The organism is Microtetraspora sp. NBRC 16547 (assembly GCF_030268965.1).
Classification (GTDB): Bacteria; Actinomycetota; Actinomycetes; order Streptosporangiales; family Streptosporangiaceae; genus Microtetraspora.
Window position 1 is genome coordinate 73,090 of record NZ_BSSE01000007.1, and the last position, 22,246, is coordinate 95,335.

Genomic DNA, 22,246 nt, shown 5'->3' on the forward strand with positions numbered 1-22,246 from the left:
ATGCTTGGAAATCTACAACGTAAAGGCGCTGCTCCGAATGCCGAGCCGTCGCCACCGGTTCGCCGGCATATCGACAGCCCTTCCCCTCAGCGGACAGCTATGAGGATCGGAGCCAAACGCCCGTAGACCCACACGAGGGCTGCCGCCACCTTCTTGGCGCCATGGGGATACTTGCCGGGTGAAAGCTGAGGAGAATACTCTCTGTTCGACCAAAAGGGAAGAATAAGGAGTATTTCCGTGAAATACAAGTCGCGTCTGTTGACGCGCTACCGCATCGCGATGGCTCTCGGCCTCGCAGCAACCGCCGTCCTGGGGTTTCTGGCGCCCGCACGTGCATCCTCTGATGGATTCCAGTACCAAATAGCAGGGGTGGGGGACTATGACGGCGACGGCTACCAGGACATCGTGGCCAGAGACCTGACTACCGATCTGTTATATGTCTATCCCGGCACAGGCAAGCGCGGTTACGGCTGGTATCCACGCGCACAGATCGGGAACGGGTGGGGGTGGAACTATCGCCTCCACGACTCGGTCACGGACTGGGACGGCGACGGCCACCAGGACATCGTGACTTATGAACACAGCACCGATCGGTTGTGGCTCTATCCCGGCGAAAGCAAGCGCGGCTACAGCAGCCAGCCGCGGGTGGAGATCGGTAGAGGTTTCGCGACCGGCCACACCGCAGACTGGGATGGCGACGGCCACCAAGACATTGTGACCCGGGACAAGAACGGGCTGCTGTGGCTCTATCCCGGCGAAAGCAAGCGCGGCTACAGCAGCCAGCCACGCGTACAGATCGGCAACGGCTGGACCGACATCTGGGTCGTCGGTATCGCAGACTGGGACCGCGATGGCCACCAGGACCTCCTGGCCCAGGACAATAGCGGGCTGCTGTGGCTCTATCCCGGCACAGGCAAGCGCGGCTACGGCTGGTACCCGCGCGTACAGATCGGCAACGGGTGGAACGCATGGCCAGGAATCGCGGTCTGCGGGGTGACGGACTGGGACCGTGACGGTCACCAGGACATCCTGGCTGTCGACGGCCAAACCGGCCTGCTGTGGCTCTACCCCGGCGAAAGCAAGCGCGGATACAGCAGCCAGCCACGCGTACAGATCGGCAACGGGTGGTGGGGTTGCCTCTGAACCGCCCGCCGAAGCGCCCCGATCGGTCCGTGCCGGCACATCGGGGTGCGTGCGTCAGCGGGCGTCGCGTAGTCGAAACCGGCCCGCTTCATGCATGCGCTCCACGAGTGCTCGGCGGCGCGGATCCTCGGGTCCTTCCAGGCGAGGGGCCCTGGAAGTCGACTCGGAAGCGTCGCATGCAGTCCTTGACCAGCATGAACCGCGCACGCTGGACCCGGGCCTGATCCTCGGGGGCGAGGTGGTAGGCGTCCAGCGGCAGGACGAGATCGGACGCCACGCGCGGCACGGGCAGGTCGCCCGCCCCGCTCGCGCTGCACCCGATGGCGGCGACGACGCACAGCAGCGTCGCAGCCCGACGGAGATTCCTGGACGCCGATATGAAGATCATCGGCTCTTTGTATCGAATCGAGGCGAATCGCGCCCCGGAAAGCGCAATAAATGCGTAATTCCAGTCTGGACGTGACGGAAAGCGTGGACGGGACGATCTCGTATACGCCATACCGTATCGGACTGCCGCCCGAGACTCTTGTGAGATCTGCTTCATCGAGGATGGAATCGCTCACGCACGGCCTTCGCTCGGAAAGTGCTCCACGTCGCCGCAGGACTCCCGGGAGGAGAGAAAGTGCCTCTGGAACGGTTTGTGAGCACGACGGTGGAATCACCAGGATGGCCGCCGGAGACATTCGCCCAGATGGCGGACGGCCCCCACCAGCTCCCAATCATTTACCGCACAGCCCGCCGGGTGTACCGAGACCTGCTGGCAGTCGGCGCGATGACTCTCGCCCCCGGCGTGGGATTGCCGCTGATCGTGCTGGTCGCCATGGGACACCGGATCGTCATCGTCAACGGGTCGCCGCATCTGGTCCACTACACCCTCGCCGGGATCGGCGCCCTCGCCGCCGCCGGGCTCGCCGCGATCCTGTCCGGACTGCTCTTCCTGGTCGCCGGCAGCCGCGTCGTGCTGGACCACATCGGCGGACGGCCCGTGTCGGCCACCCGCGCCCTGTGGGCGATCCTCCGCCGACCGCATTCGTTCCTGCTGCTCGCCGTTCAGTTCGGCGTGGCTTTCACCGCCCTGGTCGGCGCCGCGTTGTGGCTGTCGGTCACGGTGCGATCCGTCATTCCTGGGCTGATTCTGCTGCTCGGGGTGGGCATCTTCCTCCTGCTGCCCGCCATGACGGCCTGGGCCACGCTGGCCGACCGGGTCCCTCCGCTGCGTACGGTCGAGAAACTGTTCTCGCGGGACTACGGCGGAGCCGTCTGGATGACGGCGCTGGGTTTCGCGGGCCTTCCCGGTCTGGTCCAGTTGGGGCTGTTCTGGGCGAGCGTGGAACTCCCCGCTCCGGCCGGTGCGCCGATCGTCGACGCGGTCCGGATGATCGCGTCGGTGCTGCTCGCCCCGGTCCAGGCCGCCACGCTGGCGTGCTGCTACGCCTATCTCCGGCAGGCGGGGCAGAAGGATCCCCTGCCTGAGGCGGCGCCCGTGCAGGACCCGGGTGTCGCTGAGAATCGGCGGCGGGCCGCGCGGTGGCCGATCGCCCTCGTCCTGGCGTGTGCCCTGCTTCCGGGCCTGCTGTACGGGAGTTACGCGGCGGGCAATCCGCTCGGCCTGGTCAGCGTGCTGGACGACGAGATCGGTGTGATCGGCTTCCATGAGCGCGCCGCGACGACCCAGGTCCTTTTCGACCCCGCCGGGCGGCCGGTCGTCTTCCGCGCCTCGGGCTACCCGGAACTGATCTTCTGTGACGACGCCGCCTGCACCGGGCGTCGAACCACCGAGCTGAGGGAGTACTTCGACATCCATCCGGGCGTCGCCATGGCAGCCGACGGCTCGCTTGCGGTCGCGGGGTGGACGCACAAGCCTGGCTGGAGGAGGGAGCTGGAGACGTTCTCGTGCCGTCCCGATGGCTGCGCGCGGCGGTCCGGCTCGCCGCTGCGGGTCGCGAAGGATGCCGAGCTCGAGGTGCGCGCCGCCGCCGTCGCCACGCGGAACGGCATCGTCATCGCCTCGATCGCCCCCGACCCCGATGACCGGGACGGCCGGAATGGCCGGAACGCGCTCGTCGAGCTGACGACGTGTCCGGAGATCACGTGCGCGCACCCGGCCACCGTCCGGCTGGGCCGTTTGCTGTCGGATGTCACGGACGTGACGGTGGACGAGCGCACCCTCGCCGTCACCGCGTCACCGGACGGCCGCCCGATCGTCGCGTACGCGGACAGGTACACGCAGAAGACGACCCTGGCGATCTGCGACTCCGCCGCCTGCGCGCACCCGGTGACCCGTACCTTCGATCCGGCTCAGTGGCGGCAGGGCGCCTGGTCCTGGGGGCCGCTGCGTGTGCAGGTCGCGGTCCGGCCGGACGGCCGGCCGGTGATCGTGCGCAACGATCCGCACGATCTCTCCACGACGATCGTGGTCTGCCGCGATCGGATGTGCTCGGGGACTCCGCGCGCCGCGCGGGTCACCGAAGTGGTCGCGCTGGGCACACCCGGGCTCACGCTGGACCCGCGTGGCCGGCTCCTGCTGGTCGGATATGACCGTGTCTATCCGCTTGTGTCCATCCTGGCCTGCGAGGACGACGCCTGCACGAGCCGGTCGACCGCCCGGCTCGTGCCCGCGTACGGGTTCGGCTATTTCGATCTCGCCACCGGTCCCGACGGCCGGCCGCGCCTCCTGTGGTATGGCCGCCTCGGTCCTGCCGGCGCTGACGCGTACCACCTGCTGACCTGCGTCGACGCCCGCTGTTCGGCGTGAGAGAAGTGCCACCGCCGTCCGGAGGTCCCACCGTCGCCGCCGGCTCCGGCGGCGAGCAGGCGGGCCTTCCCCCGGGCTTCCCTCGGGCTTTCCTCGGCCTTTCCTCGGGCTTCCGTCGGGCGATCGGCTACGGAGAGCGCGTGCGCAGAATGGCGGAGATCGGTCGGTGGTCGGAGGCGGCCGACTCGGTGACTCGATAACTCCCGGGCGCGAGCTCCACCGCCGGGCCGGTGAGGATCCAGTCGATGCGCTTGCCCGTTTCGGGGAAGGTCGCCGGGCCGGCTCCACCGGCGTCCTTGAGCCCTCTGCCGGTGAGCCGGGCGATCTCCGGGCTTTCGGGTGCGGCGTTGAGGTCGCCGATCAGGAGGGTGGTGTCCCCTACGCGGCCGAGCAGGCCGTCGATCTCGTTGAGTCGCGCGGCCGAACTGTCGTGGCTGAGGTGCGTGCCGTCGATCACGTACCTCCGCCGGTCCGCGCCGAGCACGGTCACCTGGAGGAGCGCGCGATGCTGCAGAGCGTCGGGATGACGGGGGAGACGCTCGCCGTGCACGTCCACCACGGGGACGTTGGTCAGCACCGCCAGTCCGAAACAGGTCTCCGCCTCCGGGGTGTACGCCATCCGCATGCCCAGCCGGTCGGCGAGCCAGGTCGCGAGGTCGGTGGTGCCCGAGGTCGGCCAACCGCGCCCGACCTCCTGGAGCATGATCACGCTTGGTCCGTCGGCGAGTCGTTCGAGCGTGGCGGCGATCGCCTCGGGGTTGAAGAGGCCGCCCGGGTCGGCTCCCTCATGGATGTTGTAGGAGATCACCCGCAGGTCTTCTCCCGGGATCGGCCCGCCGGAACCGGTCAGCGTTCCGTCCTCCGGTGTCGCGAGCAGCACCGGCACCGCGAGGAAGGCCACTCCGAGCGGCCACCAGAACCGCGGCCGGATTCCCGCGTCGCCGCGTACCGCTCCGAGGGCGGCCACGCCCGGTACGGCCGCCGCCAACGCGGCGAACGCGGAAGCGGGCAGGCCGAGCGGGACGAGGTAGGACATCTGGTAGCCGAACACGAGCACTACGAAGGCCAACAGGCCGAACCATGCGCTGGGTACCCCTGATCCTGTGCCGCCCGGCCGAACCGACATGACGAGCGCCGCTCCCGCGAGCACGCCCCCCAGGACGACCAGCGGGGCGGCGCCCGGTCCCCTGACGCCCTCCGGACCGGTCAGCGTCCAGGTGATCACCGGTAGCGCGAGCGAGGCGACTCCTGCCACGACGGCTCGCGGTACCGCCGTACGGAGCCCGGCCACCGCGCTCATCGCCACCAGCGTGATCACCTGCCCGGACAGCAAGAGTGGTCCCGCGCCCCGCAGCGGCAGTCCCGTCGCCGCGGCCAGCGCCGCCGGATTGGTGAGGATCAGCAGGTGCACGGCGAGCCAGGGGCCGACGGCGATCAGCCCGCGTCCGGCGACCTCGCCGATTGATCCGGCACCGCCGTCGGCGCACGCCGCGCCGTCGCCGTTCGACACGGAGGTGTTCGACATGGAGTCGCCGGCGAGCCTGACCGCCGCGAGGGCGAGCACGACCGACACCATGCCGGAGAAGACCAGCGCGGGCGCCGAGCGCTGGCCCATCGGATCCCACGTCACGAAGCAGAGCCGGACCGCCAGGTCGATCGCCACGCCGAGTTGCAGGCCGTACGGCAGAGCCGGCGCCGGGGCCGCCGCCAGCAGGCACGTCAGGGCGAACAGCGCGACCGCTCCGGCCGCCACGCCAAGGGGTACGGCGGGGCCGTGGACGAGCACGGCGAGCCGGACGGCGACCAGCGCGGCGGCCCCGGTGTACAGCAGACCTCGCCGCCCGGCCAGCCGTCTGACCGGCAGGGCGAGCAGAGGGGTGAGGGCGAGGGCGGCGACCACGCCGCTCAGCGTCACGTATCCGGCGGTGTCGGCCAGGTGAGCGAGGCTCGGGAAGGCGAACCGCAGTGTCTCGAACGCGGGCGCGACGATCAGCGCGATCAGGAGGATGGGCTGGGGGCGCATGGCCCAAGAGTAGGAACGATGATCAGAAAAAACATGAGCCATGCTCAAATCGTGACCTGCCGGCGGCGCCGTGGACCACCTGGCGAGCATTTGCGACAGAATCGCCGGCATGCTGACCTTGCGGGTTCTCACGATGAATGACTGGCCGTTGTGGAGAGACGTTCGCCTTGCTGCGCTGACCGAGGCGCCGCATGCGTTCAAGTCTCGGCTCGCCGACTGGCACAGGGGCGGAGAAGAGCGGTGGCATGCCCGCTGGGAGATGCCCGACGCTCACCATGTCGTCGCGTTGCTGGATGGTCGAGCCGTCGGAATGGCCGACGGCGTTCCTGGCGACGACGGCACAAGGGAGCTGAAGTCCGTGTGGGTCAGTCCCGAAGTGCGAGGCCGCGGGGTCGGAGAACGGCTGATAGCGGCGGTCGAGACCTGGGCGCTGCAGTCCGGGGCAACGGTGTTGAGACTCACGGTGATCCCGGGGAACGAACCCGCCATCGCCCTTTACCAGCGCAACGGGTTCGTCGCCTCCGGAGAACTCGGGGACCTGTTGGCCGACGGCGTGACCAGGGAGCACGTGATGAAAAAGGCGCTGCACTGACCTGACGACCAACGGGCTGGTAGATCACCGCACGCACCGCATGTCCTCAGTGACCTGCGGCAGGGAAGGCCGAGCTGCCGGCGGCCCAGCGGCAGTGAGGCCACCTCGGATCAGGGCGTAGCACGGCCGCATGCAACTGACCGCCGTCACGCACGTCGACGGTAGGGAGGATGGTTCCAGCCAGAGCGAGAAGGTCCTCCGTCGTCGGAAAGGAGGTCATCGCGCCAGGCGATCCAGCAGTTCCCGATCGCGTTGTGCGATTTTCCTGCCCATCGCCTCGTAGCGTTCACGTCGACGCCGGGCGATGTACTCCTCGATCGCGACGACCATCGCGGAATTCACGCTCTGCGCGTCCCCGCCGGCGATCTGTTTGATCTGCTCGTAAATCTCATCGGGGAGACACAGCCTGGTCTCAGCCATACCCCATGTGGTACCACTTTTTGGTACCACCTTCCGGTCGTGATGGCCGCTAGGGCGCGTATCGAGTCGTGATCAATGTGCGGGATTCGTCCTCACGGCGGGGCTTGGGCTGTTAGATCGTCTTGCGTGACGCGTGTGCGACGATGGCGCCAGGCACCACCTTCGACCATCGCACTGGCGTGGAGACGTTCCAAGAAGGAGGGGCAGTGGCGCGAGTACTGGTAATCGGTCTTGATCCCGCCAAGATCCAGGGCTGGGACCCGGAGCCGGTTCAGGCGGCGATAGCACGCGGCCAGGCCCGTTTCGACGATCAGGGCATCGAGGCCGACTATTGCCTGGTGGCACTCGACGAGGACCCCGAAGGAGCGATCGTTGAGGCGCTGACCCGCAAGGACTACGCCTGTGTGGTGATCGGGGGCGGCATCCGCACGCACGAGCCGTTGCTCGAATTCTTCGAGAAGGTGGTCAACCTGGTCCGGCAGCACGCGCCCGACGCCGCCATCGCCTTCAACAGCAGCCCCGAGGATTGCGCCGACGCCGCTGTGCGGTGGCTGCGCCAGGGCGTGTAGCGGGTCGTGATCAAGAGACGGCCTGGGTGAGTGCCCCTTCTCGTCACGACAGGTCCAGGTCGGCCGTGCCCCCGATCATCGCCTGACGGGAGGTCATCTCCTTGAGCGCGGCCTGATAAAGGCAATGACTCAGCCTGGCCAGGGCGCGGGCGGCGGCCAGTTCGTCGCCGATCTCCGGAACCAGGTGGTCGTCCGGACTGCGGCGGGCGTGCCCGGTGCCGGAGACGCTGACGCCTTCCGCGACGGCCAGTTCGGCACGGGCATGCGTGTCGTCGCCGTGCTCGGTGATATCGATGGTGACGTTCCAGCGTTTGTCGGTCATGCGCGTACTCCCTGGATGGCGGCGAGCCGTCCCGCCGGACGGTGTGCCTCCGCACGACGACGTCACGGCTTCCACGTTCTCCATCCCATGCCCGGACGGCCCTGCTTCCCCAGAGGCGAAGGTCCCTTCGACGCGGTCCACTCCCGCACTCCGGTTCCCTCCGCCTCCGGCGGAGGGACTTTCGTCCCGCCGATCCGGGCCTCTGGTCGGCGGACGGGGCGCTTGTCCCGGCGGAGGATCGATGGAGAAGGTCGGCAGAGAGACGGCATGGAGAGAAGACATCTGGTCCGCGGCCGAGGAGCCGACCGTGACCGCCGAAACGCCGGTCGGCCGCCGCCCCGCGCGGCCCCGGTCGGTCGAATCACGGGCATGACGGAATCAGGCCTGCCGTGAAACTCATTCAGGAGACACCCTTCCGATTCCGGATCGAGCGGCACGCGTCGATGCGGGTGCCGGGGATCGTTTTCGCCTCGCAGGACCTCCTTCCTGAGGAGGAGGCCTTGCGGCAGGTCGTCAACGTGGCGACCCTGCCGGGCATCGTCGGGGCGTCGTACGCGATGCCCGACCTGCACTGGGGATACGGCTTCCCGATCGGTGGCGTGGCCGCCACGGATGTGGCGGCAGGGGGAGTCGTCTCTCCCGGCGGGGTCGGATTCGACATCTCCTGCGGGGTGCGCCTTCTCGCCGCCGATCTCCAGCGTGATCAGCTCGCGCCCCGGCTGAATCGGCTGATGGACGAGCTCGACCTCGCCACACCGCGCGGGCTCGGCAGGGGCGGTGTATGGCGGCTGGCGGGGCTCGCCCAGCTCGATCAGGTGCTGCGCGAGGGGGCACGCTACGCCGTGGGACAGGGGCATGGGGTGCCTCGCGATCTGGCTCGCTGCGAAGATCAGGGGGCGGTTGCCGACGCCGACCCGGCGCAGGTCAGCACACGTGCCGTCGAACGGGGTACGGTCCAGGTCGGCAGCCTCGGCTCGGGAAACCATTTCCTCGAGGTCCAAGCGGTCGCCGAAATCTACGACTCCGAGGCGGCCGCCGCGTTCGGCCTCCGGCTCGGGCAGGTATGCGTCATGATCCACTGCGGATCCCGCGGCCTCGGGCATCAGATATGCAGCGATCACGTTCGCAGCATGGACAAGGCCATGGCGCGGTACGGCATCCACGTTCCCGACCGGCAACTGGCCTGCGCCCCCGTCGATTCACCGGAAGGCCGGGCATATCTGGGTGCGATGGCCGCTGCGGCGAACTACGGCCGGGCCAACCGCCAGCTGCTGTCCCAGGCCGCCCGGCGCGTTTTCGAGCACGTCACCCACGCTCCTCTGGACCTCGTGTACGACGTGTCACACAACATGGCCAAGCTGGAAGAGCACGACGGCAGACGGCTGTGCGTGCACCGCAAGGGCGCCACCTTGGCGCTCCCGCCCCACCATCCCGACCTCCCGGCCGACCTGGCGCCCTACGGCCAGCCCGTGTTCATCCCCGGCACCATGGGCACCGCCTCCTACGTGCTCACGGGTGTGACCGAGGGCCATGCTTTCCACTCCACCTGCCATGGCGCCGGCCGGGTCCAGAGCCGCCACAAGGCCGCCCGCTCCGTCAGGGGCCGGGAGTTGCGCGACCGGCTGGAGGCGCAGGGCATCGCCGTACGCGCGTCGTCGTGGCGCGGCCTGACCGAGGAGACCCCCACCGCGTACAAGGACGTCGACGCCGTCGTCGCGGCCGGTGTCGGCGCGGGTCTGTGCGGCAACGTCGCCAAGCTGGTGCCGCTCGGCGTGGTGAAGGGCTGATCGGGTGGAACGACCACGGCACCCCGACCCCGGTGATGGACCGACCACGGCCCGAGGCCACACCGCCCTGCTGAGCGCCCCCATGCCCGCAATCCGCTCCCTACGCGCCGGCGGCATGCCCCGCGCGTTAGGTTCACGTGTCTACGCGAATCGATCAATGGGGAGATATGGACCGCAGCAGAAGACGTACCAAAGCCCTGTGGACCGCCGTCGCGCTTGGGGCGGTGGCGCTGCTCGTGGCGGCCTGGGCGACGGTGAACCGGGCGTGGCCGTGGAGCGGCGCGCTGCCGGTCCGGTCGTGCTGGAACTCCATCGACCGATCATTGCTGTCGGACGCGGCACCACCCGGCGACACGTCCTGGGAGGTCACCGAGGGGGAGGACCGATGGGGTGACGCGGAGTGCACCGTCAAGACCGGCGACTGGCGGCTCAGCACCACCGTGATGAAGACGCCACTCAAGGCCCATCTGTGGTGGAGGCTCGGCATCGTCCCGCTGGGCCACGGCCTGCCAGGGATGATCAAGCCCAGCGGCGAGCGCGTCGACGGCTGGCTCTATCTGCCCCCGTGCGGGAACGAACTCGTGAACGTCAACGTCCCCGGCGCGGCGTCGGAGCGGCGCGGCGCCGCTGACTTCGCCGCGAAGACCCTGCTCGCCGTCGGCAACGCGAGGATCGCCAAGTGTGGCGGCACGCCGTTCCCCGATCCTGGGACCTTCGACTGGTCCGGGATGGAGTCCGTACGCCTCGCCCCGGGCGAATCACCCTGCGGTGTGGAGCTACCCACGACCGTACGGAAGAAGAACAGTGAGCTGGCACAGCTCGGCGCCCTCGGCGAGGGCCCTGTCGCCAGGTGCGCCGCCCTCGGCAATGGCGACGACGCGCACGACCTGGGTCTGTTCTCGGCTGTCGTCCTGCACGACGAGGCGATTCTGAACGCCCTCTCACCGGACGGCGTTCGAGCCACGGTGCGGGTATCGCCTGGCAGGCCCGTGGAGCTGACCCGCGAGGACCTCCGCTACGACCGCGACGCCGCGACGCGCCTGGTGTGCGGAGACGGTGGCACCGCCAGATTCGTGCATGTATTCGCCTCAGGTTCCGACGCCGAGTACGCGGCGATCAAACGCGCCGTTCTGAACAAGGTCGCGGGCGACATGGGGTGCCACTGACGACAGCGGTGACAGCCCGCGGCGGGCGAGGGCCTGGCTCGTGTCCGGCGACCGGCCGCCGATCGTGCCGTGACCGGCGGGGGTGGGGCGCGGACGCGAACGTCAACGGTCAATGATCTCGGGCACAGCGCCGGCCGGTCAGTTCCGGTGGCAGACGGCCTCCTGGCCTGTGGTCAGGACCTGGAACGTCACCTCAGGCGGCCTGTACAGGGTGTTGAGCACCGGACAGTGGCCGACGGCCGCCATGAAGGAGTCCCGCAGCCCCTCCGGGAGGCCGGGAGCCGCGATCTCCATCACGACCGTGCTGAGGTGCGCGGGTTGCAGGCCGAAGTCGTAACGCACGGTGACCGTGACACCGGCGGGCAGCTGGCATCGGTGCAGGTAGCGCTCGGCGCAGTGCGCGACGCACGCGGCGAGGCTGCCGACGAACAGTTCGGTCGGTGTGGGACCGGTGTCGCTTCCGCCGAAGTCTTTCGGCTCGTCGACCCGCACGGAGTGCCCGCGCATATGGATGTCGAAGCGGCCACCGCCATGCCACTCGACACACAGGGTTTCGCTCCGGCTCTCGGCCATGGCTGGCTCCACGCTGTTGACTCGTTTGCTCCTGGCCTGTCGGCTCGTGACCCGGCGTACCCGGCCCGTGCTTCCGGCCCGCCGCTGTCGATCGCGAAATCGTCGGCTCGCTGCCGTTCCTCAACGTCCGCTTATTGTCCGGGTGCCCGCAACTCGCGGTGAAAAACACCATAAAGCAGGCTATTTCCCCTGGTAGCCGGCGTGGCGTCGATCGAGGTCACCCGTACCTCGGTGAGGCGGCCGTCCTCGGCTGGCCGGGAGCACTGCCGGCCGGAGTGCTCCCAGACGTTCTCCCGGGGCGTGTCCAGGGGAACACGAGAACACGAGAACACGAGAACACGGTTCGCGGATCGTCGAGGACAAATGTCGCCGAACTGGGGGCATGCCCTTCTCGATACGGGGCACGCGGTTCCCGACCGGAGGTATGTGGTTCGGAGCCGGGGCACATGCTCTACGAGCCGGGGTTTCGGGATGCGGCGCCGGAGGAGAGGTGGGTTCGATGAGGGATCCGATCGTGGTCGGCGTCGACGGATCGCAGGTCTCGCTCGAGGCGGCCGAGTGGGCCGGACGGGAGGCCGCGCTGCGCGGCGCGCCGGTACGGATCGTCCACGTGACCCCGCAGTGGGCCTACCACGTTCCGCTGGCCCCGCAGCCGAGCCGCTGGAGCCCGGAGCGGGCCGAAGCCGTGGAGGAGCTGCTCCAGCGGGCGGCCAACCAGGTCCGGGCCGGTCACCCGGACGTACGGGTCACCACCGAGATCCTCGATGGCGGAGCGGGGGAGACACTCGTCGCCAACGCGGAGGGAGCGCAACTGCTGGTCGTCGGAAACCGGGGCCGTGGCGGCTTCGCCGAGCTGCTGCTCGGCTCCGTGAGCCGGTACGTCGCCTCCCGGGCGCCGTGCCCCGTGGTCATCGTCCGGGAGCCGCACGAGCAGCGGCGTGGGGAGATCGTCGCGGGCATCACGGGCCTGGCGGACCAGGACGCCGTCCTGGAGTTCGCGTTCCGCGAGGCGGAGCTGCGCGGAGCGGTCCTGCGCGTCCTCCACGCGTGGACCCATCCCACCAGCACCGGTCCAGGTGACATGCTCCCTATCGTGTACGACGTCGAGGCCGTCGGGCAGGAGGAGGAGACCCTGCTCGCCGAGGCCGTCGCCGGGTGGCGCGAGAGCCGGCCCGACGTCCGTCTGGTGCAGCAGGTCGTGCGCGAGCATCCGGCGAAGGCCCTGATCGAGGCGTCGGCGAAACACGATCTCACGATCGTCGGAGCGCACGGAGGAGGCCGCTCACTGCTCGGCCTCGGTTTCGTCGCCCACGCCGTCGTGCATCACGCGCGCGGCCCCGTCGCCGTCGTCCGCCTCTGATCCGCGGCCGGGTGGTGGAGCGGGGCGCGGGGATTACCGCGCGATGCTCGTCAGATAGTCGGCGAAGCGCTCGTCGATCTCCTCGCCGGTCAGGCCGAAGTCCGCCGGCTCGTACCGATGCGCCGGCCGGCCCGCGCCCGAGCGGCTGTCATCGTGCAGGCGGGTCATGGCCGTACGCGCGGCGCCGTCGAGAGTCAGTCCGAAATGGGCGTAGACGGCGTCGATCGTGCCGAGGGGGTCCCGTACGAAATCGTCGTAGTCGACGTCGAAGAACCGCGCCGGATCGTGCTTCGCGCGCTCGGCGCGGAACCGGTCGAGGCCGCGGCTCCACAGCTCCAGCTGGTCCCGCCCGATCACGGCGCCGGTGAACACCTCCGACCAGCCCGCGGTCGCGTGGGCGGCGAGGCTGCACATCGACGCCATCGCCGTACGCGGGGAGCGGTGGGTCTGGATGATCAGCGCGTCGGGATAGACCTCCAGCAGTGCGTCGAGGGCGAACAGGTGGCTGGGGTTCTTCAGCACCCAGCGCCGGTCGGCGTCGTGGAGCCCGATGAGCTGCAGGTTGCGCCGGTGCCGACGGTAGGCCGGTCTCCAGTCCTGCGTGTCCAGCCATGCGGAGTACGCCGGCAGGTGGGCGAGGCACTCGAAGGAGATCGACCGCATCGACTGGCGCAGCAGTTGCCAGCACTCCTCGACCATGTCGGCCGACATGTAGTGCACGCCCATGAACTCCGGGTTCCGCACGTTGTGCCGCTCGTAGCCCGCCTGGACGGACTGGAACACCGGGTTCCGCGCCCATGTCTTCCGCGGCGGGCGAGGCTGGGGCACCTCGGTCAGCCAGACCTCCAGACCCTGGTGCGCGGGGTCGGCGGTGAGCAGCCGGTGCAGCGCCGTGGTGCCGGTGCGTGGCAGGCCGGTGACGAAGATGGGCCGCTCGACGCGTACGTCCGCGTGCTCGGGGTGCTGTTTCCACGCCGCCTCGGACAGCAGCCGGGCGGTCAGCGAGCCCCGCAGCAACGCGCGCGTCGCCTTGTTGCCCAGCGGCGTGAGCTCCGCGTCGCGGGCGTAGGACTCCAGCAGCACGTAGAGGCCGTCGCGGTAGTCGTGCTCGCCGAAATCGGTCAGGCGGGTGATCTTGACGGCCGTGGCGTGGAGATCCTCGGCCGTGCCCACGCTGTCACGTCCTGTGGTCATCCCGCAGCTCCTCCCGGGTCAGTGGTGCCACTCGCCGCAGTTGACGTCGAGGCACTGCCCGGTGATCGCCCGGGCGAGCGGGGACAGCAGGAACACCGCGGCGTCGGCGACCTCGTCCGGCTCGGGCAGCCTGCCCAGATCCAAGGTGGCGGCGGTCTCGTCGTACACCTGCCGGGCCGGGACGCCGCGCTGCTTGCCGAGGAAGTCGAAGTACCACTTCAGGTTGTCCGCCCAGATGTATCCGGGCGCGACGGAGTTGACCCGGACGCCCCGCGGCCCGAGCTCGGTGGCCAGGCTCTGCGCGAGGGAGAGCAGCGCCGTCTTGGCCATCTTGTACACGCCGAAGGTGCGCCGCGAGTGCCGCAGCACCGCCGAATTGATCATCACGACGGAGCCGCCGTTCTCGGCGAGTGCCGGCGTGAGGAGCCGGGTCAGCCGCAGCGCGGCGAGCACGTTGGTCTCGAAGGCGGCGCGTACGGCGTCGAGGTCCACGGCGGTCAGATCGGTCATCGGCGGCATCGCGAAGGCGTTGTTGACCAGGCCGTCGACCCGACCGAACGACTCCAGCGCCGTCTCGACCAGCCGCTGGGAGGACGCCTCTTCGGTGATGTCGGTCGGCACCGGCACCGCGCGACGGCCGAGCTCCGCGACCTCTTTCGCGACCTCGGCCAGCCGCGGCTCGCTCCGCGCCGCGAGCACCACGTCGGCGCCGGCCTTGGCGCACTGCAGCGCCAGGCCGCGGCCGAGGCCCGGCCCGACGCCGGAGATGACGATGACCCGGTTCTGTAGTGACATCAGCCCAGCATCCTTTTCGCGACGGCGGTCTGGCGTGCGGCGATCCGGCTCGCCCACTCTTGTGGGCTCACTCGTTGCCGCTCGTAGTGGGGCAGCCGTTCCGGCAGCTCGTCGAACGGGAGCACCTCCACCTCGGGACCGTCGTCCGGTTTGAGCTCGCGTGCGAGCCGCTGCCAGCGAATCTGCAGATATCCGCGGCGGTGCCCGGTGCGCTCGATCCAGTTGGCCAGGCCGGGATCACGCTCGCTGACGATGTAACGGATCTTGCCGTCGGGATCGACGCGCGCTTGGTCGGCGGTGAGGCTGGTCTGGTGGTTGATGTAGTCGAGCGAGATGTACCACATGCTGCCGAGCTGAAAGCCCTGGTACGGCGCGTCCGAGCGGGCCGCCGCCGGGACCGTGATCACCATGACCTGGTCGTCGTCGAGGTCGTAGTGGCCGACGGACGAGTACTGCGTCGCGAGGCCGCCGGGCGTGGGCCGCGGCTCCGTCATCGTGTTGACCGGCAGCGTGAGGTAGTGCCACTCCGGGAACGCGAGGAAGGTGCGCAGCCGCGAGACCAGCATCTTGCCGGCCACGTCATAGCGCCTGGCCATCCGCTCCGCCGGCACCGGCGGGGGAGCCGACCCGAGCGTGTCGGCGCGGTGGATGCGGATCTCCCCGGGCCGCTCGGTTTCCCAGTCGCTGAAGACCTCGCGTACGACCAGCATCGCCGCACCCGGCCCGAGCGTGAAGTGGTTCGGGCCCGCGTCCGGCCGCGCGGGCCCGAAGCGCAGCTCGTACGACCCGTCCGCGGCGATCTCGATGTCGCGGTCGTCGAACGCCGTGAGGCTGTCGGGCGACCGCGCCGGCGAGTAGTCGCCGTTGAGCACCTGGAAGCTCAGGTCGGCGGTGGTGCCACGGCGGCCCGTGACGACGTACTCGGCGTCGTCGCGGATGTACGCGTGGAAGTAGAGCGTGTCGGGATTGTCGAGGCCGAGCTTGGTGTACGGCCCGGTAGAGGCCGCGAAGAACGGGAAGTCGCGCTCGTAGGCCCAGACCATGTGCAGCGTGGCCTTGATGCTGCCGGCGAGGTAGTCCAGGCCCTCGGCCAGATCCTGATCGGTCCGCACGTGCGGCGCCGAGCGGATGATCCGCTCGGCTTCGGCGATCGCCTCGGCGAATGACTGCGTGGCCACCGGACTCCCTCGGGTTGCGGTACAAGTATGTACCCAAGCGATAGGTTGTCTCCCAGGAGAGTAGAACTCGTTCTAAGGGATGGTCAATGGCGATGCTCGTCGCGGCCGCCGCCGCCGTCACCGCCGAACTCGGCGGCGAGGCGCCGGTCAGGTCGCGGCCGGCGGCGCCCAGCGGTTCGCGGTGAACGTCAGGCTGGGCAGGTCGTCGAAAGACACGCTGTACTCGTACGTCCGCCGGTGTCCGGTGCGGCTGACCCGCCACCGCCCGTCGGCGCAGCGCCGGTAACTGTCCTCGTAGTAGGCGGCTCCGCGGATCAGCAGGCGGTACGCCATGACGATGACGGTGTCCTCGAGACACCAGGTGCCCGTGGCGTGGTCGCCGTCGACCTCGATCTCGGGGTGGCTGACGAGATGCGCCGTGATCATCCCGGGCCCCAGGTTGGAGCGCATGTAGTCGACGATGGCGTCGCGCCCGACCAGGCGCAGCGGGTCGCGGAGCATGGGGGTGTCGTACTCCGCCACGGCGTCCTCGGTGAAGGCCTCGGCGAAGTCGTCCCAGAGCTTGAGGTCCAGGCAGCGCACGTAGCGGTATTTCGCCTGGCGGATCTCTTCCAGGGTGATCAGATCCATGCGCCCCAGCATGCTCGCCCGCCGTACAGTTGGCAAGAACATGTTCTATTTTCGCGGGCCGCTGACGGAGAACTCGCCGTCAGTCGTCGACGCCGCGGGCGGCGAGCGCCTCGCCGAGGTTGTCCGCGTACCGCAGGGTGCGCACCAGGAGGGGGACGGCGAACGCGGTGAGACCACCCGTGACCCCGCGGGCGCGCTGGGCCTCCCGGACCTCTTGCGTCAGCGCCGCCACGACGGGGACGGCCCGGATCGCGAGGGCGAGGACGAGCGCGACCCGTGCCCCGTCCACGCCCACGAAGCGCAGCGGCCGGCACCCTCGCTCGATCACGTCCAGCAGGTCGGCGCTGCGCGTGGTGAGGGTGACCAGACCGGCGAGGGAAACGGAGAGGACGAGCTGCCCGGCGACGACGAGAGCGCGGTCGACTCCCGCGCCGAACATCTGGAACCCGCCCACGAGCAGGGCGATCAGCAGGATGGGCCGTGTCTGCGCCCAGGCGACCCGGAACGGGACCCGTGCGAACGCGTACAGACCGGCGACCACGGCGAGGGCGGCTCCGACACTCCACGGTCCGGGCAGCAGCACCGCGCCCGCCTCGGCCAGCGTCAGGCCGAGGAGCTTGGCTCCGGCGGGGGCCCGGTGCAGTGGGGAGTCACCCGGAAGGTAGACGCCGAGGGCGCTCATCGCATGAGCCGCCGGTAGTGGTCGATCGCCGTGGACGGCGCGGCGTCGCAGACCACCCGCCCCTGGTCGAAGACGAGCACCCGGTCGAAGCCGTCCAGCAGGTGGAGGTGGTGGGTGACGAGCACGACGCGCTGCGGCAGGGAGGCCAGCAGCTCGCTGACCATTGACGCGTTCCGCAGATCCAGCAGCGTCGTCGGCTCGTCGCAGACGAGGATCGACGGCTCCATGATGAGGATGGCCGCCAGGGCGAGCAGTTGCTTCTGCCCGCCGGACAGCAGGTGCGCCGAAGCGTCCGCGAAGTCGCTCAGGTCGAACCGCCGCAGCGTGTCCGTCACCTTGGCGGCGATCTCCGCGCGCGACAGCCCCGACCGGCGCAGGGAGAAGGCCACGTCCTCGGCCACCGTGGGCAGGACGATCTGGGCGTCCGGGTTGGTGAAGCAGAAGCCGACCCGGCGCCGGATCTCGCGGCCCTTGGTCCGGGTGTCGAGCCCGTCGACGGTGACCCTGCCGGTGGTGGGCACCACGAGCCCGTTGAGCAGGCGCGCGAACGTCGACTTGCCCGAGCCGTTGGCTCCGATCACGCCGACCCTCGCCTCGGTCAGCCGCAGCGAGACGTCGCGGAGCACCGTCCGATCGCCGTACGCGTGACCGACGTCGTCGAGTCTGATCATGCGACCCGCTCCACCAGGAGGGCCACGCCCATGCCGCCGCCGACGGCGATGGCGGCCAGCCCGGGGCCGGCCTCGCCGTGGACGACCATCTGGCTGAACAGGCGGACCGCGAGCACGGCACCCGACGCGCCCCAGGGGTGCCCCAGCGCCAGCGCCCCGCCGTCGCGGCACACCCGGTCGGGGTCGAGGCCGAGCGCGTCGTAGCAGGCCAGCACCTGACCGGCGAAGGCCTCGTTGACCTCGATGACCCCGAGATCGTCCACGCTCAGCCCGCTCCGGCCGAGCAGCCGGCGCACCGCCGGGACCGGCCCGAGCCCGGGGAGGAGGGGACTCACCCCCGCCGTCTCCCAGCCCAGGATGGCGAGTCCCGGCCAGCCGAACCTGGCACGAACCCGTTCCGGCACGATCACGACGGCGGCCGCTCCGTCGTTCACGCCGCTGGAGTTTCCCGCGGTGACAGTGCCGTCCGCCGCGAACGCCGGACGCAGCCGGGCCAGGCGCTCCACGGTGATCCCGCGGCGTACCCGCTCGTCCCGTTCGAGACCCGCCACGGGCACGAGCTCCGCGGCGAAGCGGCCGGCGTCCTGCGCCGCCGCCGCGCGGGCGTGACTGCGGGCGGCGTAGGCGTCCTGGCGCGCCCGGCCGATGCCGGCCCGGCGGGCGACCTCCTCGGCGGCCAGCCCCATCTCGGGGTCGCCGACCTCGGGCGGCGCGAACGGCGCCCGCGAGTAACGCCGCGGCGCCTCGCCGTCCGCCGAAGGGGGCCAGTGCCGCCACGGCGCGGTGCTCGCGCTCTCGACGCCACCGGCGATGTAGACGTCTCCCTGTCCGGCGCGGACGAAGGACGCGGCGACCGTGATGGCGGTCAGGCCGCTTCCGCACTGCCGGTCCACGGTGAGTCCCGCCACCGTGTCGGGGAGTCCGGCGGCCAGGGCGGACACCCGGGCGACGTTGCCTCCGGGGCCCATGCAGTTACCGAGCACGACGTCGGCCACCTGGCCGGGATCGAGGTCGAGGTCGCCGAGGACCGACCGCAGCACCGGCGCGGCCAACCGCTCGACGGTCACCTCGCGCAGGGCGTGCCCGGCGCTGCCGATCGGGGTGCGCCGGGCCGCGACGATGACGGGTGTCAGGGGATCCATGATGGTCTTCAGGAGAGCGTCCGCGCGCCGAGGGTGCCGTCGGCCAGGCCCTGCCGTACCCGCCCGCGGGCGGGCTTGCCGGCCGGGGTGAGGGGCATCTGGTTCACGCTGTACCAGCGGCGGGGGCGGTGCGCCGGCGCGAGCCGGGCGGCGGCGTGCTGACGCAGGATCGATCCGGTCGGGGGGAGCTCCGCGTCCGGGACGATGACGGCGGTGACGACCTGGCCGAGCGAATGGTGCGGCATGCCGACCACCACGACGCCCGCCACCCCGGGCGCGTCGCCGATCACCCGCTCGACGTCGCCGGGCAGGACGGACGCGCCGCCGGTCAGCACCAGGTCGTCGCCGCGGCCGAGCACGGTCAGGCCCTCGGCGTCGCTCCAGACGCCGCGGTCGCCGACGCTGGCCCAGCCCTCCTTGTCCCGCAGCAGCGGGCCGGCCGTCGGCCCGTCGTAACCGTCGGACAGGAACGGGCTCCGCACCCAGATGACCTCGTCCCTCAGCGCGATCTCGGCGCCGGGATACGCGCGCATCGCCGCGTCCGGGTGGCGGATCGCGACGAACGACAACTCCGCCGCGCCGTAGTAGTCCACCACCCGTATGCCCGCCGCCGCCGCGCGCTCGCGCGTGGCCCGCGGGAGGTCCGCCCCGCCGCAGACCACTGTGCGCAGGGGTACGCCGGGTGGGAGGCGGTCCAGCAGCGCGGTGAGCATCGGGGGAGTCACGTGGGCAATTGTGCACTCCTCGGCCGCGGCGGCCGCCTCCCGGGGGTGCCAGCGGGGCAGGGCCAGGACGGCGGCTCCGGCCGCCGCCGTGTGCGCGGCCCCGAACGCGAACAGCGAGGAGGACAGCGGCGCCGGGATCAGCACGCGGTCCTGGGGCCGGATCCCGATGATCTCCGAGAAGGAGTCGAAGCTGTCCACCCACGAGTCGACGGTGCGTACCACGGCGCGCGGAACGTCGGTGCTCCCCGATGTGCGCAGGACCAGGCACTCGCGCCCGTCGCGGACCCGCAGCAGGCCCGCCTCGGCGAGAACCGCCAGCGCGCGGTCGCGCGGGGTCATGTCCGATCCGATCCGGTACGGCCCGGCCCGGCCGGCGTGGGAAGGGCGCGCCGCACGCCGCGGGTCACCAGGGTGGAGACGACGGCCTTGGTCAGGTCGCCCGGCAGATAGACCGCGGCGGCGATGAGGGTGCCGACGAACGTCGAGGTGGAGATCCGCCACGACTGGACCGGGATGCCGAGGGCGTAGACCACGAGAACGCCGCCGACGACGTTGGCCAGCAACCCCACGGGTATCGAGTAGCGCCGCGACCGCTCGACGATCCAGCCGGTGACGAAGGCGCCGAGCGGCCAGCCGACGAGGTAGCCGGCGCTCGGTCCCGCGAACACCCCGAGGCCGCCGCGGCCGCCGGACAGCAACGGGAGGCCGATGGCCACCAGGGCGAGGAACACCAGGCAGGCGAGGAAGCCGCGGCGGGCGCCGAGGACGGACCCGGCGAGCATGACGCCGAGCGTCTGCAGGGTGATGGGCACGCTGCCGCCGAAGAGGTAGACCGGCGGGGCGAGGCCCAGAGCGGCGATGAGGCCGGCGAATACGGCGATCAGCGCCAGGTCCCGGGCGGGCAGGCGACGGCCGGACGGGGTCTGTGGGGAGTCGGCGTGGTTGTCGGACTGGTCAGGTCGCAAGGGAGATCCTTTCCCGGTTCGGCGCGGAGCGACGTGGGCCCGGCCTCCGGGTCCCGGCGTGCGGCCCTGGGGGCAAGATTATGGGCCACGACGAAACGGCGCCCCGCGCTGGGGTGCCTTTTCTCCCAGCAGGACCGCTTCCGTCAGAGCGGCTCAGGCGAGTGCGGGTGCTGTGGGAGAGCGTCTCTAGTCCGGGTAAGGCAGGCAGCAGCGGACTCCGACGGCGAGCGTCGCCACGATCGCGATCTCGGCCCAGACCAGCCCGCCGCTCAGGTACAGGCCGCCGAAGACGGCGACCGCGGTGACCTGGGCGAGCATCGGCCCGGTCGAGTTGAGCGCGGTCAGCGCCGAGGCGCCCTCGGGACCGACACGGCGGGTCAGCCTCGCGATCAGCGGGGTGTAGCCCGCCGCGTGCCCCGCCGAGGCGACCAGCAACACCGGCGCCGACCACGCGCCCAGCCAGCCGCCTCCCGCCGCCAGCAGCGCGACGGCCGCGGCGAAGACGGCGGTGCCGACGGCGGGCAGGTGGCGTCCCGGCAACCGGTGGGCGAGCAGGCTGGTGCCGCCGAACCCGACGGCGTACGGCAGGAAGGCCAGCCCCGCCCCGAGCGGTCCCACCCCCAGCTCTCCCTGCAGGTGGAGGGTGAGCGAGAAGATCAGGCCCGCGTACGCGGCCGCCACCAGGCAGCAGTTCACCAGCCCCGGCACGATCCCCGCGCGCAGGACGAGGCGCAGGTCGAGCAGGGGAGCGGCGGCCCCGCTCTCGTGGCGGGCGAAGGCGACCAGCAGCCCGGCCCCGGTCAGGAGGGCCGGCCACGTCCAGGCCGGCCAGCCGTACTGCCTGCCGAGCATCAGCGGGACGGTGAGGGCGAGCATGGCCGCGGTGAGCAGCGCGACACCCGCGGGGTCCAGCCGCACCGACCGGTCGCCCTCGTCGGCGGGCAACGTCCGCCGGCCGGAGGCGAACACGAACAGGCCGATGGGCAGGTTGATCAGGAACACGGCTCGCCACCCCAGGCCGGGCAGATCGGCGCCCGCCAGCAGGCCTCCGAAGAGCTGGCCGACCGCGACGCACAGGCCGAGCACCATCGAGTACAGCCCGACGGCCCGTTCGCGCGCCCGCCCGGCGAACCGCAGCTGGATCAGCGAGAACACCTGCGGGATGAGCAGCGCGCCCGCGACCGCCTGCGCGACCCGCGCCGCGACCAGGACGGCGACCGACGGCGCGAGCCCGCACAGCGCGGAGGCCGCGGTGAAGAGGGCGACGCCGGAGAGGAAGGCCCTGCGATGGCCAATCATGTCGCCGAGCCGGGCGCCGGTGACGATCAGGACGCCCAGCGTCAGCCCGTATCCGGTGGCGATCAGCTGCACGGTCGCGCCGTCGGCGCCGTAGGCGCGCTGGATGGAGGGGAGCACGACCGTGACGACGTTGGCGTCCAGGGACGCCATGGCCTGCCCGGCGAGGAGGATCGGCAGAACGGTCCGTTGGGCGGTTCTCATGGCGGCCACCATCCCCCGCCGGGATCCGGGCCGTCTTGAACGAATATGATCCCC

22 protein-coding genes are annotated in these 22,246 nt (G+C 70.7%); 7 read left to right on the top strand and 15 right to left on the bottom strand.

All coding sequences use genetic code 11. The features are described 5' to 3' along the window. Window positions 1-237: 237 nt before the first annotated feature. Window positions 238-1,143, top strand: coding sequence for an FG-GAP repeat domain-containing protein (locus QSK17_RS12755; protein ID WP_285704875.1), 906 nt, complete (start codon window positions 238-240; stop codon window positions 1,141-1,143). An 88-nt stretch (window positions 1,144-1,231) separates the two neighbouring features. On the opposite strand, the gene QSK17_RS12760 is transcribed toward QSK17_RS12755, so the two are convergent. Next, the gene (locus QSK17_RS12760) at window positions 1,232-1,531 is read right to left on the bottom strand and encodes a hypothetical protein (RefSeq protein WP_285704876.1); all 300 of its coding nucleotides are present in this window, start codon (window positions 1,529-1,531) and stop codon (window positions 1,232-1,234) included. A 303-nt stretch (window positions 1,532-1,834) separates the two neighbouring features. On the opposite strand from QSK17_RS12760, the gene QSK17_RS12765 reads away from it, so the two are divergent. Beyond that, a complete protein-coding gene (locus tag QSK17_RS12765) occupies window positions 1,835-3,898 on the top strand; it encodes a hypothetical protein (protein WP_285704877.1) in 2,064 nt (687 codons plus the stop codon). 127 nt (window positions 3,899-4,025) lie between these two features. Here QSK17_RS12765 and QSK17_RS12770 read toward each other — a convergent pair whose 3' ends face one another. Then, complete coding sequence (locus QSK17_RS12770; RefSeq protein WP_285704878.1) at window positions 4,026-5,921, bottom strand: endonuclease/exonuclease/phosphatase family protein; 1,896 nt, start codon at window positions 5,919-5,921, stop codon at window positions 4,026-4,028. A 109-nt stretch (window positions 5,922-6,030) separates the two neighbouring features. Between QSK17_RS12770 and QSK17_RS12775 the strand changes: the two genes are divergently transcribed. Continuing rightward, on the top strand, window positions 6,031-6,513 hold the full coding sequence (locus tag QSK17_RS12775; RefSeq protein ID WP_285704879.1) for a GNAT family N-acetyltransferase: 483 nt from the start codon (window positions 6,031-6,033) through the stop codon (window positions 6,511-6,513). A 216-nt stretch (window positions 6,514-6,729) separates the two neighbouring features. On the opposite strand, the gene QSK17_RS12780 is transcribed toward QSK17_RS12775, so the two are convergent. After that, window positions 6,730-6,933 carry a CopG family transcriptional regulator gene (locus QSK17_RS12780; RefSeq protein WP_285704880.1) on the bottom strand — a complete coding sequence of 68 codons (204 nt, stop codon included), beginning with the start codon at window positions 6,931-6,933 and terminating at the stop codon, window positions 6,730-6,732. Between the two features lie 206 nt (window positions 6,934-7,139). Here QSK17_RS12780 and QSK17_RS12785 point away from each other — a divergent pair, with 206 nt between their 5' ends. Continuing rightward, entirely contained in the window at window positions 7,140-7,502 is a 363-nt protein-coding gene (locus QSK17_RS12785; RefSeq protein ID WP_285704881.1) for a hypothetical protein, read from the top strand. Between the two features lie 43 nt (window positions 7,503-7,545). Here QSK17_RS12785 and QSK17_RS12790 read toward each other — a convergent pair whose 3' ends face one another. Further along, window positions 7,546-7,824, bottom strand: coding sequence for a dsRBD fold-containing protein (locus tag QSK17_RS12790; protein WP_285704882.1), 279 nt, complete (start codon window positions 7,822-7,824; stop codon window positions 7,546-7,548). Between the two features lie 389 nt (window positions 7,825-8,213). Between QSK17_RS12790 and QSK17_RS12795 the strand changes: the two genes are divergently transcribed. Next, window positions 8,214-9,611, top strand: coding sequence for an RtcB family protein (locus QSK17_RS12795; RefSeq protein ID WP_285704883.1), 1,398 nt, complete (start codon window positions 8,214-8,216; stop codon window positions 9,609-9,611). A gap of 167 nt (window positions 9,612-9,778) precedes the next feature. Then, a complete protein-coding gene (locus QSK17_RS12800) occupies window positions 9,779-10,777 on the top strand; it encodes a hypothetical protein (protein ID WP_285704884.1) in 999 nt (332 codons plus the stop codon). Between the two features lie 138 nt (window positions 10,778-10,915). Here the strand turns inward: QSK17_RS12800 and QSK17_RS12805 are convergent, their stop codons facing one another. Beyond that, window positions 10,916-11,350 carry an OsmC family protein gene (locus QSK17_RS12805; RefSeq protein ID WP_285704885.1) on the bottom strand — a complete coding sequence of 145 codons (435 nt, stop codon included), beginning with the start codon at window positions 11,348-11,350 and terminating at the stop codon, window positions 10,916-10,918. Window positions 11,351-11,849: 499 nt separating this feature from the next. Here QSK17_RS12805 and QSK17_RS12810 point away from each other — a divergent pair, with 499 nt between their 5' ends. Continuing rightward, the gene (locus tag QSK17_RS12810; RefSeq protein ID WP_285704886.1) at window positions 11,850-12,710 is read left to right on the top strand and encodes a universal stress protein; all 861 of its coding nucleotides are present in this window, start codon (window positions 11,850-11,852) and stop codon (window positions 12,708-12,710) included. A 33-nt stretch (window positions 12,711-12,743) separates the two neighbouring features. On the opposite strand, the gene QSK17_RS12815 is transcribed toward QSK17_RS12810, so the two are convergent. From QSK17_RS12815 to QSK17_RS12860, 10 genes are all read right to left on the bottom strand, one after another. Next, on the bottom strand, window positions 12,744-13,904 hold the full coding sequence (locus QSK17_RS12815) for a sulfotransferase family protein (RefSeq protein WP_285704888.1): 1,161 nt from the start codon (window positions 13,902-13,904) through the stop codon (window positions 12,744-12,746). Between the two features lie 18 nt (window positions 13,905-13,922). Next, on the bottom strand, window positions 13,923-14,699 hold the full coding sequence (locus QSK17_RS12820; RefSeq protein WP_285704889.1) for an SDR family oxidoreductase: 777 nt from the start codon (window positions 14,697-14,699) through the stop codon (window positions 13,923-13,925). Continuing rightward, window positions 14,699-15,877 carry a hypothetical protein gene (locus tag QSK17_RS12825; RefSeq protein WP_285704890.1) on the bottom strand — a complete coding sequence of 393 codons (1,179 nt, stop codon included), beginning with the start codon at window positions 15,875-15,877 and terminating at the stop codon, window positions 14,699-14,701. The genes QSK17_RS12820 and QSK17_RS12825 overlap by 1 nt, the downstream gene beginning before the upstream one ends. A gap of 147 nt (window positions 15,878-16,024) precedes the next feature. Next, a complete protein-coding gene (locus QSK17_RS12830; RefSeq protein ID WP_285704891.1) occupies window positions 16,025-16,507 on the bottom strand; it encodes a nuclear transport factor 2 family protein in 483 nt (160 codons plus the stop codon). Between the two features lie 79 nt (window positions 16,508-16,586). Beyond that, window positions 16,587-17,189: an energy-coupling factor transporter transmembrane component T family protein gene (locus tag QSK17_RS12835; protein ID WP_285704892.1), complete on the bottom strand. Its 603-nt coding sequence runs from the start codon at window positions 17,187-17,189 to the stop codon at window positions 16,587-16,589. Next, window positions 17,186-17,860, bottom strand: coding sequence for an energy-coupling factor ABC transporter ATP-binding protein (locus tag QSK17_RS12840; protein ID WP_285704893.1), 675 nt, complete (start codon window positions 17,858-17,860; stop codon window positions 17,186-17,188). Before QSK17_RS12840 ends, QSK17_RS12835 begins: the two co-directional genes overlap by 4 nt. Further along, a complete protein-coding gene (locus QSK17_RS12845; protein ID WP_285704894.1) occupies window positions 17,857-19,002 on the bottom strand; it encodes a thiolase family protein in 1,146 nt (381 codons plus the stop codon). The genes QSK17_RS12840 and QSK17_RS12845 overlap by 4 nt, the downstream gene beginning before the upstream one ends. An 8-nt stretch (window positions 19,003-19,010) precedes the next feature. After that, window positions 19,011-20,066 (bottom strand): ANL family adenylate-forming protein, encoded by a 1,056-nt coding sequence (locus QSK17_RS12850; protein ID WP_285704895.1) that lies wholly within the window; start codon window positions 20,064-20,066, stop codon window positions 19,011-19,013. Beyond that, a complete protein-coding gene (locus QSK17_RS12855; RefSeq protein WP_285704896.1) occupies window positions 20,063-20,692 on the bottom strand; it encodes a biotin transporter BioY in 630 nt (209 codons plus the stop codon). Before QSK17_RS12855 ends, QSK17_RS12850 begins: the two co-directional genes overlap by 4 nt. A gap of 186 nt (window positions 20,693-20,878) precedes the next feature. After that, a complete protein-coding gene (locus tag QSK17_RS12860) occupies window positions 20,879-22,192 on the bottom strand; it encodes an MFS transporter (protein ID WP_285704897.1) in 1,314 nt (437 codons plus the stop codon). Window positions 22,193-22,246: the final 54 nt, after the last annotated feature.